Below are 12,843 nucleotides of genomic sequence, written 5' to 3'. Positions count from 1 at the left end.
ATCATGAAAGAATATCTTAAAACTATTGCGGAACTCATGGCGGTAGCCGCCCGGACCGCCCCGAAAGCCGCCGGGCAGGATTTTGTCAAGCTGGAAATCGTGGAAGGTGACAAGCTCTCTAAGCTTGCCGATGCAATGCTTGCCTACGGCGCCAAGACCGGCAAGAAAAACTTTGACCGCGATGGCAAAAACATCAGTGATTCCGCCGCGGTGCTCTTGGTCGGGCTCAAGGACGCTAAAACAGTCGGCTTAAATTGCGGCGCCTGCGGTTTCAAGGAATGCAAGGAATTGACCGCGGCTAAAGAGGGACCGGAATTCAAAGGCCCCCACTGCGCCTACCGCTTGCTCGATTTGGGAATCGCCCTGGGAAGCGCCGTTAAAACCGCCGGAATCTTGAATGCCGATAACCGCATAATATACCGGGTGGGCGTCCTGGCGCGGCAGATGAAGCTGATTGACGCGGATTTAGTCATCGGCATCCCGATTTCCGCCACGGGGAAAAGTATATACTTCGACAGATAATTTTACAACGGGATTAAACGGATTTATCAGATTAATCATCTAAATCCTGTTGTTTTAATAAAAGGAGAAACATATGACAGAAGAAACAAGGCAAAAGATAACCATCCCACACCTTTACGAGATGCGCGAAAAAGGCGAGATTATTTCCTGGCTTACCTGTTACGATTTCCCTACCGCCCAGCTTATGGAAGAAGCCGGGATGGAAATGATTCTGGTGGGCGATTCCGCCAGCATGGTCGTCTACGGGCATTCCAGCACGCTCCCGGCGACTATGGATATCCAGATTGAGCACACCAAGGCAGTGCGGCGCGGCGCGCCCACGGCTTTCCTCATCGGCGATATGCCCTTCCTTTCTTACCAGGTCAGCCCGCAGGAAGCCGTCTATAACGCCGGCAGGTTTATGAAAGAAGCCGGATGCGACGCGATAAAACTGGAAGGCGGCGTGCGCGTGGCAGAAACAGTCAAGGCAATTGTCAATGCCGGAATCCCGGTCATCGGGCATATCGGACTGACCCCGCAATCAAGCTCCATGCTGGGCGGATTCAAGGTGCAGGGAAAAAGCGCCGAATCCGCGCGGCTAATGGTGGAAGACGCCAAGGCATTGGAAAAAGCCGGCGTCTTGGGGATATTGCTGGAATGCGTCCCGACCAAGGTCTCCATGCACATAAAAAAGAATGTCTCCTGCCTCGTTTTCGGGATCGGCGGCGGCCCCGGATGCGATGGACAGCTGATTATCGTCCACGACCTCATCGGCTTATACCAGTGCTTCACCCCTAAGTTCGTGAAAAAATACGCCAATATCGCTCCCATCCTTCTGGACGCCTTCAAGACTTATAAGCAGGAAGTCAGGAGCAAGGCGTTCCCGGCAAAGGAACACGAATTCACCATTAAGGCGGAGGAGTTGAAGAAACTGGAAGAGCTGGATAAGTAATAACTAGGTATAACCACAGAAGCACAGCCGTCCCGATATATCAGGGCGAGCCTCGCCCTGTCGGGCGGGGAGCGGATTTTTTTTGGGAGGAGGGGATTAGGAAAATGAGGATGAAATCACTCAAATTACCACAAGAATATAACTAAAGCAACTCCAGATAATACGGCAATATATAAATTTACCAAAGAAATTCTATATATAGCCATATCAAACCTACTGCTCTTTCTTTTTGCTTTATAGCTTATCAAAACACGAGACAATTGAAATAGTTGAATTTTCCTTTCTTCTTCACTTCCAGGAAAAATAAAGAAAAAATACCCTATGTTCCATATAAGTGCTGTTGTTATAAAAATTGTTATGAGAATATTTTCCATAGTGCCTTTAACGCTTTACTGATTTATAATATACTATCATGTAAAACGGAAAAGTCAAGCGGAATATCCTAATTATTTTATTGCATTAAGATAGGGATTTGATATACTCTCCGAGATGTTACAGGGTATAAGTTAAAGTTAACTAATCTGAAATCTGTAACTATATAATTTATGTATCCACAACTTTGGAAAATACCGATTTTAGGATTGCCCATCTACTCCTACGGCTTTATGATAATGCTCGGTTTTCTGGCCGGCATCTGGGTAGCAAGCGCGCGCGCCAAGAGGGAAGGGCTTAATCCGGAAATCATCTTCGATTTCGGCATCATCGCCATGATTGCCGGCATCATCGGCGCCCGTATCGCCTACATTATCATATTCAGTTCTGAATTCACTCATCAGGGCTCGTGGAATATATTAAACATCTTTGACGGTGACTTAAGCCTTATCGGGGTTATCACCGGCTGGTTCATCCCTTTTGCCATCATGATATGGAAAAAGAAGAAAATAACTTTTAACCGCTTTGCCTGGTTACTGCCGCTTTCAATCGTCTCGGCAATCATTTTAGGCAGGATAATACAGGTCATTTTTAATCACACGGATTATGACTTCTCACTTTTCGCCATCTGGAAAGGCGGGTTGGTTTTTTACGGTGGTCTGATACTGGCAACGCCTGCGAGTTTGTACTATATCTGGAAGAAAAAGATAAGCATACTGAAAATAGCTGATATCGTTTCCCCATCCGTTGCTTTGGGACTCGCTTTCGGCAGAATCGGGTGCCTCCTCAATGGTTGCTGTTTCGGCAAATTGGCAGAAGGGAGCAGATTGGGCATTTGTTTTCCGAACCTTAACGCCACGGCAGATTCACTTCCGGTAAACAATCCAGTTTTTGCCCATCAATTAAACGAACGCCTGATTTCTTCCGATGCGCTTTGCAGCCTGCCGGTATACCCGACCCAGGTATTTGAGGCTATCTTTTGCGTCGTGCTTTTTGCTTTCTTAGCAATAGTTTTTAATAAGAAGCCCCGTCAGGGATTAGTCCTTGGTTTATTAATGCTTCTCTACAGCACTGGCAGGTTCACCATTGAATTCTGGAGAGGCGATAAAGACGGTGTTTTATTGGGTTTGACAGACTCGCAGCTTATAAGCCTCGGCGTGATTATTGTCGCAACAGCATTTCTTATTTATCTCTTCAGGAAGCCGGCAAAAGAAGTTCCTGCTACTTAACTCCTATTATCTATAAACCTTGGAATTATTTTCCTGTCATTCCCACGAAAGCGGGAATCCATCCCAGCCAAAATCGGGGCTATTACAAGATGGATATCGGAAGGCTGGATTCCTGCGTAAGCAGGAATGACGCATATAACTTAAGGCTTGGTGTGTTCTAGCAAATCGATAATGACCTTATCCGTTTTCACTGCTTTGGCTTCGCCTTCGAAATTAAGTATCAGGCGGTGCCGTAAAGCCGGCACGGCGACTTTTTTGATATCGTCCATTGCCAGGTTGTAACGCCCTTCGACTAGCGCATTGATTTTTCCGGCCAAGACAATCGCCTGCGCCCCGCGCGGGCTTGAGCCGTAACGGACATATTTCTTGACCAATTCGACGGCATCGGGTGAGCCGGGATGCGTTGACTGAATCAGGCGGGCGATATAATTTTTGAGGTGCGATGCCACCGGCACCTCGAGAATAAGTTTCCTCAATGCCAAGACTTCCTCTGCTTTAAAAACCGTTTGAACGGCGATATCCGCCCCGCCGGTCGTGCGCGTCATTATCTCTTCCAAATCCGCCACGCGCGGGTTTTCCACAATCGTCTTAAAGAAGAAGCGGTCAAGCTGTGCTTCCGGCAAAGGGTAGGTCCCTTCCATCTCTATCGGATTCTGGGTCGCCAGCACAAAGAAAGGCTGGTCGAGCTGGTAACGCGTGCCGGCAATGGTCACTGCGTTTTCCTGCATCGCTTCAAGCAGTGCGGATTGCGTTTTCGGGGTGGCGCGGTTTATTTCATCCGCCAATATGATATTGCCGAATATCGGACCTTTTTGGAACTGGAAGACCTTCTGCCCTTTTTCGTTTTCAATCACCAGGTTCGTACCAGTTATATCCGCCGGCATAAGGTCGGGCGTAAACTGTATCCGCGAGAACTTGAGGTTCAGGCATCTGGCTATAGTTTTAACGAGAAGCGTCTTGCCGATTCCGGGCACGCCTTCCAGAAGCACGTGGCCACCGGCTAAAACGGAAACGAGAACCTGGTCAATCACTTCGCGGTTGCCTACAATCACCTTGCTGATTTCGGTTTTTAACGCTTTCAACTTATCGATATACCCGCGGACGATTTCTATATCGCTCATGTTATTTAATATACTTGCTTTAATAACATATTGTCAAATATTTTGCCTTAGAAATAATTTTAATTATACTATATGGCTATGATTATCACCATAGACGGCCCGGCAGGGACAGGCAAAAGCACGGTGGCGAGATTACTGGCAAAGAAATTAGGCTACCACTATCTTGATACCGGCGCGCTTTACCGCGTCATAACTTACCGGGCGTTAAAGAATAAAATCACCGCCGATGACGCTGTAAGACTGACAAAGCTCTTAAAGTCCATACGCATATTGTTTAAGGAAGGCAAAGCTTCCCAAGAGGTTTTACTTAATGGGAAAAACCTGACCAGGGAAATACGTAAACCACATATCACCAATAATGTTTACCGATTTGCGGAACTGCCTCTGGTCAGGCGCGCCATGCTGAAGATACAGCGCCGAATTGGAAAGACCCATTCAATCGTCGGCGAAGGTAGGGACTTGGGCAGCGTAGTTTTCCCGGATGCCCGGATTAAATTCTATCTTGACGCCACGGCAAAGGAGCGTGCCCTGCGCCGTTATAAAGAACTAAAGGGAAAAGGGATAAAAGATTCCTACGATAAAGTATTGAAGGAAATAAAGGCGCGGGATAAGCGCGATACGACCAGGAAACTCGCACCGTTAAGAAAGGCAAAAGGCGCCATTAGGGTGGATACGACCAGGCTTTCAATCCAAGGGGTGGTGGCGAAATTATTAAAACTAACCCGAGAATCGTGCGACCCAAATGAATAACTTATTTTACACGTTCTGCATCTTTGTCGTGCGCTGGATGCTTATTTTCCACGGCGCCAGATATTTCGGCAACCGGAATATCCCGAAGAAAGGCGGCGCCATCATCGCCTCCAATCACCAAAGTTATCTGGACCCGGCCATATTGGGTTTCGGGTCGCCGCGCCATCTTCATTTCCTTGCCCGGCAGGAACTATTTGAAGTCAACTGGTTTTTCAAAACCTTAATCAGTTCGCTTAACGCCGTGGCTTTGGAACGGCGCAAGTTTAACTCGGAGGGCATCAGGAAAACCATTGATTATCTCACTGAAGGCAAAGTGTTTATCGTCTTTCCGGAAGGCACACGCACCTCTGACGGAACGCTCAGGCCGTTTAAGCCGGGCTTAATCACCATATCTCTCAAAGCCGGCGTTCCGATTATACCAGCGCGCATCACGGGGGCGTTTGAATCTTGGCCTAGGACAAGCAAGTTCCCGAAACGGCGCTATCCCATCCGCGTCATTTACGGAAAGCCGATTATTCCGGGAGAGAATGAATCGCCGGATGAAATCTGCAGGAAACTTTATGAGCGGGTTACTAACCTAAAGTAATCGGACGTAGCCTATACGCTAACCTTTTCCAATGCTTTTTCGTAGAGTTCTATTGTCTGGTCTGCCATCTTTTGTGAGGTAAAATTATCCTTAATAAAGATACGCGCCTGCTGCCCTATCCTTAAAGCCTCTTCTTGGTTATTGAAAATATGGATAATTTTTTCCTTTATGGCATCGGCGTTATCCGGCGGTATATAATAACCGGTCTCGCCGTCTTTGACCAGCGTATAAATATCGCTTATGCCGGAAACTATCACCGGTTTTTCCAGCGCCATGGCTTCCAGCAAGGTTATACCCACACCCATACGGCGTATCGGGAAAACAAAGATATCCACCATCGGCAACACCCGGTAATATGAATCCATGGATGGGATAAATACCGCTTTTTTCTGCAGTCCCATCTTAACAACCATACGCCTTAATTCGTCTTCAAGCGAACCCTCGCCGATAATTAAAAATTGGACGTCATAATTATTTTCCACCAGCCACTTACCCGCTTCCAGGAAATACTGGTGCCCGCGCCATTTCTCCAGGGGACCTATAATACCGATAATCCTTTTCCCGTTTTTCTCTTTCGGCACCTCGACCGACTTAATCCGGCTGGAATCTATGCCGGCGTAAATAACCTCTATCAATTCTTTGGGTGTTTTCAAATCGTTAACCAGGTGCTCCCGTGCGGATTCCGTGGTTGTAATTATATTTTTTATCCACTTCTTGTTTATCTTAAGCTTACGGGTAAGCAATTGTATATTAGGAACCGTCACCAGATACGGCCGTTTCATCCGTTGTGACAGCGAACCTGCTAAACCGGCCAAACGGTTGTGGGAAAAATGCATGTGGATAATATCAGGATAGTTACTATTAAGCTCCTTAACGAGTTCCGCGCAGAAAAACAAACCGTCAACGGTCTTAAGCAAAGAAGGGTATTCTTTAACCTGAATCTTACGTGATTTAAATTCATCCACCAACTTGCCGCCGGCAGTGACCACTTGAAGATTATGCCCGCGCTTTTTCAGTTCTTCCGCCAGGTATAGGGTATATAACCCCACACCACGGTACTCCAGCATTCCCGATAGGATAAGAATCTTCATAGGTTATTTTAGTATGGATTTTATCCGCCTTAACCGGCAGGCTACCCCATTATAAACAAGTTAAACCGGTTTATCCTTCCAGGACAAATGTAATGCTCATGTGGACACGGTATTCCACGATTTTGCCTTTTTCCACTTTGGCATTAATCTTGGTTACTTCCAATCCGGTAATACCGCGCAGTGTCTTGGAGGCCCTCTTCATGCCTTCTTCAATCGCCTCATTAATGCCTTTTGGGGATGAACTCACTATCTGTGTCACTCTTGCAACTGCCATATAATCCTCCTTTAGCGGTTGTTAGACATCGCCATACAAAACAGGGAGATGTTATTATAACCGCTTTATACCGACAATACATCGGGGTTCAGATTCATTATTTAGTAAAATAATCCTTGCAGCTAATCAGCCCAACGATAACGGCAACCGCCAAGAAGCGCCATTTTTCCGCCCCGAACACCTCGGACCACGGATTGAGCTTTACATCTCCTTCCCCGGCGCGGTAAGCAGTCAGGCGGGGAATCCAGCGTGGGACATTCTTACAGAAATCGGCGTATTTCTCGCCGAATTGCATGCTTAAACGTGATTCTTCGTATAATACCACAAAGTGGTAATAAATATAACCGACCACTACAAAAACAGGAATAAGCCACAAAAGTTTCCCGATTGCAATCAATCCGCACCCGATTAATAAATTACTGTGATATAGCGGATTCCTCATATGGCTGTAAGGTCCGGTCAGGGTAAGCCATTTGCCTTCCTCCCTTTTATAAACAGTGCGCTTGCCGCAATACCTGATTCCGAAAAACCGCAAAATAACGCCTAGCAAAAGCAGCCCGCCCCCGACAGACCATGTTACCGCCGGATCTTCATACGGTTTCATGAATGCATTATACGGCTTATCAAAAAAGAAAATAACCAGCACGAAAGGCACATAAAGCAGGTGCCTGTGGCGGAAGAAAAATAATCCGATTTTTACTGACATAATAGTTGGAATTATATATAAAACCTGCTACTATTCAAGAAAAATAGATTGGCTTCTTATGCAGGAAACAGTAATTGTCCTTGATTTCGGCGCGCAATACAGCCAGCTGATTGCCCGGCGGGTGCGTGAGCATAATGTCTACTGCGAAATACTCCCCTTTAACGCCCCGCTTGAAAAAATAATGTGCCCCGGCTTAAAAGGCATTATCCTTTCCGGAGGACCGGCAAGCGTCTATGCCAAGGGCGCTCCACGGATAGACAGGAAAATATTCTTTTCCGGCGTGCCAGTCTTAGGCATCTGCTACGGAATGCAACTTGGCGCGCTGCTCTTAGGCGGCAAAGTGTCATCCGCCCCATCGCGCGAATACGGGAGAACATATCTAAAGGTAACCGATAAAACCGACCTCTTAAAAGGATTGCCAAATGAAATGACAGTCTGGATGAGCCACGGCGACCAAGTAAGCAAAATGTCTTTGGACTTTAAAACCATAGCCCGCACCGCCAATTCGCCTTATGCCGCCGCCTGCCATAGGAAACTCCCCTTCTGGGGCGTCCAGTTCCACCCGGAAGTCACCCATACTCCGCTCGGTAAAAAAGTATTCAAGAACTTCCTATATAATATATGTAAATGCTCCGGCAACTGGCGGATGGAATCCTATGCCAAGGAAACGATTACAAAAGTTAGAAAAGAAGTCGGTAATAAGAAAGTTGTCTGCGGTTTGTCAGGAGGAATTGACTCATCCGTCGCCGCGGTATTAATCAATAAAGCTATCGGCAAAAACCTCACCTGCATCTTTGTGGATAACGGCCTCCTAAGGCAGGATGAGAAAGAAGAAGTCAAAAATAATATCGCCCGCCATTTTAAGCTTAAGCTTATCGTGGTTGACGCGGTTAAAAGCTTCGTCACGAAACTTAAGGGCGTGACCGACCCTGAGAAAAAGCGGCATATCATCGGGCATGAATTCATCTCCGTATTCAACCGGATGGCCAAAAAGCTCGGCAAAGTCGATTACCTCGTCCAAGGCACGCTTTATCCGGACGTAATAGAAAGCGTCTCTGCCTGGGGAGGACCGACTGCCAAGATAAAAAGCCATCACAATGTCGGAGGCCTCCCGAAAAACATGCCATTCAAACTGATTGAACCATTGAAATACTTGTTCAAAGACGAAGTCAGGGAAATCGCCCGTGTCTTAAGCTTCCCCAAACGCATAATCAACCGGCAACCGTTCCCCGGCCCCGGCCTAGGCGTCAGGATTGTCGGCGAGGTCACCGCGGAAAGACTAGCAGTCTTGAGAAAAGCCGATGCCATCGTCCGGGAAGAAATCGAACGGAGTTGTTGGAATGACATCTGCCTATCCAGCGGATCCCCAATTAGGCGCCTCTGGCAATACTTTGCCGTGCTCTTGCCGATAAGCTCGGTCGGCGTGATGGGCGACGAACGCACATACGAAAACACGGCCGTTATCAGGGCGGTCGAATCCACGGACGGAATGACCGCAGATTGGGCAAGGCTCCCCTACGAACTCATTACCACCATCTCATCGCGCATCACCAGCGAGGTACGCGGTATCAACAGGGTCGTCTTTGATACCACCTCCAAACCACCTTCTACTATTGAGTGGGAATAAAATTACAAAAAAACTTGCCATCTTTACGTATTTCGTGTATTTTACTCCTCCATCTTTTAATTAACTAATCAACTAATTAACGGAGGTTACTATGTTTGAAACAAACGATTTCCTGACAGAAGAACAAGTCGCCATGCGCCAGTTGGCGCGCGAAATAGCCGAAGAAAAGATGAAACCTGTCCGCGCCAAGTATGACGAAACCGGCGAATTCCCCTGGCCCATCATGAAAGTGCTGGCAGAAGCCGGTCTTTTCGGCGCCTTCATCCCTGAGGAATACGGCGGCACCGGCGGAAAAGTGATGGATATGTGCATCATTACCGAAGAGTTGAGCAAAGTCTGCTCAGGCATCGCGCTCGGTTATGCCGGGACAGCCTTGGGCACATTTCCTATCATCCTTTACGGCAATGACGAGCAGAAAAAGAAATACCTGCCTGATATCGCCGCGGGGAAAAAGCTCGCCGCATTCGGACTGACCGAACCCAATGCCGGAAGCGACGCGGGCGGGATAAAAACCACGGCAACCAAAGACGGAGATTATTACCTACTTAACGGCACCAAACAATGGATAACTAACGGAGGCGAAGCGGAAACATATTCGGTCGTTGCCATTACTGATAAAACCAAAGGGCCCAGGGGCGCCACCGCATTCATCCTGGAAAAAGGCATGCCCGGATTCAACTTCGGCAAGAAAGAAAATAAAATGGGCATCCGCGCTTCAGCCACACGCGAACTCGTATTCGAAAACTGCAAAGTCCACAAATCACAGATGCTCGGCAAGGAAGGGCAGGGGTTCTTCGTCACCATGCGCACGTTTGACAATACCCGCCCGGGCGTAGCCGCCCAAGCTTTGGGTATTGCCGAAGGTGCCCTTGAAGAAGCCGTCAAATACGCGCGCGAACGCAAACAGTTCGGGCAGCCAATCATCTCTTTCCAGGGATTGCAGTTCCTCTTAGCGGATATGGCAACCCAGGTGCAGGCAGCCAAACAACTCGTTTACGCCGCAGCACGCGCGGTGGATGCCAAACATCCCAATATGAGCGCGCTTTCTGCCATGGCAAAATATTTCACCTCCGATGTCGCCATGAAAGTCACGACCGATGCGGTCCAGGTCTTCGGCGGATACGGCTATATGAAGGAATATCCTGTGGAAAAGATGATGCGGGACGCCAAGATCACCCAGATATACGAAGGCACAAACCAGATACAGCGTGAAATAGTTGCCCTGGAACTTATCAAGGAGTCATCCCGTAGAGGCAAATAAAATATTGACCGCTACACAATAAAAAACCCCGCCCGGATAACTAATCCGAAGCGGGGTGTTTTTTACCAATCTTATCGGGTTTATTTATTCTTTTTCTCCCATTCCTTTGGATTCACATGGGGAAATTCTTTGGACTTTTCGCACACCAGTGTTCCGGTGCGGCTGGCATTATCCGCCCCGCACTTTGCACACTTGGTATTTGCTTGAGGGGCCACCGGTTGTGAATCACCGCATATGCACATATAAGCCATCACAATTTTAGCCCGGCTAATATATTTTACCACAAAGCCCTTGCCGCATTTCTTAGGCTTGTCGTCTTTATCCTTGACTTCAACGGAACATTTACCCGCTGAAAGGAATTCCTGTTCAGAATGATCCAGACAGGCATAAACACTTTTTATGCAGGTTTTTTGCTTCTTGGGCTTATCTCCGCACAGAATACATTTTCCGTTTTTGTCCAATAGTTCTGTAGCAGTCAGTTTACCGCTGCAGGTCGGACATTTTCCGAAAGTCACTTCATCCTCAAAAAACATATAGCTGGGCTTGCCGCTTACTTCGCTTTTCTTTTCTTTCTGTTCCTTATCGAATTGTTTCTTACACTGCGCGCAACTGTAACACTTTAAAAACTTGGTGCACTTCTCGCAATAAACAACCATCTCGTTGGGCTTCATGTCGCATGCCAATTTCTTGTCATCCGCGTCAGCACCTTCAGAATGCAAATAAACGGTCTTTACCGATAAGGACATTAGAACTGCCCCGATGCTTACCATTAACAGCAGTGTTAATTTCCTCATATACTTTTCTCCTTTTTTATTTACAATTCTCAATGTGTGAAACAATCTTACTGAACTTGTGCTTTTATTTTAATAAATAGCCCTTAAAATGTCAACGAAAAGCTACAGCCCTATTTTAGCCCCGAACAGTTTCGATGCCAACTCTGGCAGCCTTTCCGCATCCGTCCTGACGTTTTTCCTGATGCCGAGATTCATGGCAAGATATAAAATGGGATGGGACAGGTTTCCCGAAAACCTTCTTAATACCGAAGACGTCCTTGTAAACTCTTTTTTAACCCACATTGCTCCGGTCTGGAGCTCATAAGGAGTCATATTCTTCGGCTTAAAAACAACGGTGGAATGATCATAATATTTCCAGTCCATAGTAAGTAAACGCCCTTCGCTCTTCAGTTTCTCATATGTCCGCGTTCCGGGGTAAGGCGTTAAGACGTTAAAAGAAGCCGTCCCGATTTTATTCCTTTCCAGGAAGTTAAGCGTTTCCTGGAATATCGCTTTCGTATCGCTGTCAAAACCGAATACCATGGACGCGTGGAAATGGATGCCGAATCCTTTTATGGTCTTTATGGCATTTTCTATCCCCTTTATTTCCTTGATTGATTTGCGCATCGATTTTAATTGTGTTTCAGAAACGCTCTCCAACCCAAAAAACAAGGCGGCACATCCGCTTTCCGCCGCCAGTTTCATAAGCTCCGTATCATGGACAAAGGAAATAGACGCCTGTCCAACCCACTTGATTTTATAAGACTTTATCGCCCTGAAAAGTTCTTTGGCATAATTGGGCTTTCCTATGATATTATCATCAAGGAATATATAAATCTTGCCTTTGGAATCTTCGATATCGCGGACGACATTCTTTACGGGCGCATGCCGGATTTCCTTCCCGAATATATCGGAAACGCAGCAAAACTCACAACTATAGGGACACCCCCGTGTGGTCATTACCGGAATGACGTTAAACAATCGCTTCTTGGTTTCTTTCCTGTACTTAAGCGGGATATATCGCTCCAGAGTGGGTTTTGGATGATGATATGTCTTTTGCAAACGGCCGTTCTTGAAATCCTTCAGCACCTCTTCCCAAACGCCTTCTGCCTCACCGATAACAACCGAATCGGCATAGCCAAGCGCCTCATCAGGCAAAAGCGTCGGATGAACGCCTCCCAAAACCACCTTTTTACCACGCTTCCTGAATTCCCGGGCAAGATTATATGCCCTGGGGGCATTTGCCGTCATGCAGCTTATCCCCACCAGGTCGCATTCCTCATCAAGGTTTATATCAGTGGTTTCTTCTTCCAGCATTTTTACATTATACTCCGGGGGCGTAAGCCCCTCCAATATATGTAAGGATAACTGCGGTATCATCAAACCGCCGGGTGTTTTTATGTCGGGCGCTATGCTCGGGGAAATCAAGAGTATCTTCATATAGCTTATTTTTAAAGTTTGGCTGACAGTATACCATAAAATTTGGTATTTACAAAATAATTTGCAATCCGGAGACAAAACATTTTTACAAACCGTCTTAAAAGAGGTTTGATACATAAATCTAGCCACATTACAGCGGTCATAGCCCGATTTTTCCCTG

General features: G+C 46.9%; 13 protein-coding genes. 7 read left to right on the top strand and 6 right to left on the bottom strand.

The annotated features are described in order from the left end of the window. Positions 1–3: 3 nt before the first annotated feature. The 3 genes from HY811_03425 to lgt all read left to right on the top strand — a co-directional run bounded on the left by HY811_03425 (position 4) and on the right by lgt (position 3,054). Positions 4–522, top strand: a complete 519-nt coding sequence (locus tag HY811_03425; protein MBI4833860.1) for a hypothetical protein — start codon at positions 4–6, stop codon at positions 520–522. A 73-nt stretch (positions 523–595) separates the two neighbouring features. Further along, on the top strand, positions 596–1,453 hold the full coding sequence (panB, locus tag HY811_03420; GenBank protein MBI4833859.1) for a 3-methyl-2-oxobutanoate hydroxymethyltransferase: 858 nt from the start codon (positions 596–598) through the stop codon (positions 1,451–1,453). A gap of 545 nt (positions 1,454–1,998) precedes the next feature. Further along, positions 1,999–3,054 (top strand): prolipoprotein diacylglyceryl transferase, encoded by a 1,056-nt coding sequence (gene lgt, locus HY811_03415; GenBank protein ID MBI4833858.1) that lies wholly within the window; start codon positions 1,999–2,001, stop codon positions 3,052–3,054. 140 nt (positions 3,055–3,194) lie between these two features. On the opposite strand, the gene HY811_03410 is transcribed toward lgt, so the two are convergent. Continuing rightward, on the bottom strand, positions 3,195–4,175 hold the full coding sequence (locus HY811_03410) for a MoxR family ATPase (GenBank protein MBI4833857.1): 981 nt from the start codon (positions 4,173–4,175) through the stop codon (positions 3,195–3,197). 72 nt (positions 4,176–4,247) lie between these two features. On the opposite strand from HY811_03410, the gene HY811_03405 reads away from it, so the two are divergent. Both HY811_03405 and HY811_03400 read left to right on the top strand, forming a co-directional pair. Further along, positions 4,248–4,925 carry a (d)CMP kinase gene (locus HY811_03405; protein ID MBI4833856.1) on the top strand — a complete coding sequence of 226 codons (678 nt, stop codon included), beginning with the start codon at positions 4,248–4,250 and terminating at the stop codon, positions 4,923–4,925. Next, positions 4,918–5,511 (top strand): 1-acyl-sn-glycerol-3-phosphate acyltransferase, encoded by a 594-nt coding sequence (locus HY811_03400; protein ID MBI4833855.1) that lies wholly within the window; start codon positions 4,918–4,920, stop codon positions 5,509–5,511. Before HY811_03405 ends, HY811_03400 begins: the two co-directional genes overlap by 8 nt. Before the next feature lie 11 nt (positions 5,512–5,522). On the opposite strand, the gene HY811_03395 is transcribed toward HY811_03400, so the two are convergent. The 3 genes from HY811_03395 to HY811_03385 all read right to left on the bottom strand — a co-directional run bounded on the left by HY811_03395 (position 5,523) and on the right by HY811_03385 (position 7,582). Further along, complete coding sequence (locus tag HY811_03395) at positions 5,523–6,602, bottom strand: glycosyltransferase family 4 protein (GenBank protein ID MBI4833854.1); 1,080 nt, start codon at positions 6,600–6,602, stop codon at positions 5,523–5,525. Between the two features lie 70 nt (positions 6,603–6,672). Next, a complete protein-coding gene (locus HY811_03390) occupies positions 6,673–6,876 on the bottom strand; it encodes a dodecin domain-containing protein (GenBank protein ID MBI4833853.1) in 204 nt (67 codons plus the stop codon). A gap of 97 nt (positions 6,877–6,973) precedes the next feature. Continuing rightward, positions 6,974–7,582: an isoprenylcysteine carboxylmethyltransferase family protein gene (locus HY811_03385; GenBank protein ID MBI4833852.1), complete on the bottom strand. Its 609-nt coding sequence runs from the start codon at positions 7,580–7,582 to the stop codon at positions 6,974–6,976. 58 nt (positions 7,583–7,640) lie between these two features. Here HY811_03385 and guaA point away from each other — a divergent pair, with 58 nt between their 5' ends. Both guaA and HY811_03375 read left to right on the top strand, forming a co-directional pair. Continuing rightward, positions 7,641–9,209, top strand: coding sequence for a glutamine-hydrolyzing GMP synthase (gene guaA, locus HY811_03380; GenBank protein MBI4833851.1), 1,569 nt, complete (start codon positions 7,641–7,643; stop codon positions 9,207–9,209). 91 nt (positions 9,210–9,300) lie between these two features. Then, positions 9,301–10,470, top strand: a complete 1,170-nt coding sequence (locus HY811_03375; protein MBI4833850.1) for an acyl-CoA dehydrogenase family protein — start codon at positions 9,301–9,303, stop codon at positions 10,468–10,470. 80 nt (positions 10,471–10,550) lie between these two features. Here HY811_03375 and HY811_03370 read toward each other — a convergent pair whose 3' ends face one another. After that, on the bottom strand, positions 10,551–11,264 hold the full coding sequence (locus HY811_03370; protein ID MBI4833849.1) for a hypothetical protein: 714 nt from the start codon (positions 11,262–11,264) through the stop codon (positions 10,551–10,553). 102 nt (positions 11,265–11,366) lie between these two features. Next, positions 11,367–12,683 carry a B12-binding domain-containing radical SAM protein gene (locus HY811_03365; GenBank protein ID MBI4833848.1) on the bottom strand — a complete coding sequence of 439 codons (1,317 nt, stop codon included), beginning with the start codon at positions 12,681–12,683 and terminating at the stop codon, positions 11,367–11,369. Positions 12,684–12,843 lie beyond the last annotated feature (160 nt).

It is taken from the genome of Planctomycetota bacterium, assembly GCA_016207825.1.
Lineage (GTDB): Bacteria > Planctomycetota > MHYJ01 > JACQXL01 > JACQZI01 > JACQZI01.
The sequence above is the reverse complement of the archived record's forward strand: the minus strand, read 5'-3'. Positions and strand labels throughout refer to the sequence as shown.

Bases quoted from the DNA above. Each gene is read 5' to 3' on its own strand.
- HY811_03425 (MBI4833860.1), top strand. From the start codon at position 4: ATGAAAGAATATCTTAAAACTATTGCGGAACTCATGGCGGTAGCCGCC.
- panB (MBI4833859.1), top strand. From the start codon at position 596: ATGACAGAAGAAACAAGGCAAAAGATAACCATCCCACACCTTTACGAG.
- lgt (MBI4833858.1), top strand. From the start codon at position 1,999: ATGTATCCACAACTTTGGAAAATACCGATTTTAGGATTGCCCATCTAC.
- HY811_03410 (MBI4833857.1), bottom strand. From the start codon at position 4,175: ATGAGCGATATAGAAATCGTCCGCGGGTATATCGATAAGTTGAAAGCG.
- HY811_03405 (MBI4833856.1), top strand. From the start codon at position 4,248: ATGGCTATGATTATCACCATAGACGGCCCGGCAGGGACAGGCAAAAGC.
- HY811_03400 (MBI4833855.1), top strand. From the start codon at position 4,918: ATGAATAACTTATTTTACACGTTCTGCATCTTTGTCGTGCGCTGGATG.
- HY811_03395 (MBI4833854.1), bottom strand. From the start codon at position 6,602: ATGAAGATTCTTATCCTATCGGGAATGCTGGAGTACCGTGGTGTGGGG.
- HY811_03390 (MBI4833853.1), bottom strand. From the start codon at position 6,876: ATGGCAGTTGCAAGAGTGACACAGATAGTGAGTTCATCCCCAAAAGGC.
- HY811_03385 (MBI4833852.1), bottom strand. From the start codon at position 7,582: ATGTCAGTAAAAATCGGATTATTTTTCTTCCGCCACAGGCACCTGCTT.
- guaA (MBI4833851.1), top strand. From the start codon at position 7,641: ATGCAGGAAACAGTAATTGTCCTTGATTTCGGCGCGCAATACAGCCAG.
- HY811_03375 (MBI4833850.1), top strand. From the start codon at position 9,301: ATGTTTGAAACAAACGATTTCCTGACAGAAGAACAAGTCGCCATGCGC.
- HY811_03370 (MBI4833849.1), bottom strand. From the start codon at position 11,264: ATGAGGAAATTAACACTGCTGTTAATGGTAAGCATCGGGGCAGTTCTA.
- HY811_03365 (MBI4833848.1), bottom strand. From the start codon at position 12,683: ATGAAGATACTCTTGATTTCCCCGAGCATAGCGCCCGACATAAAAACA.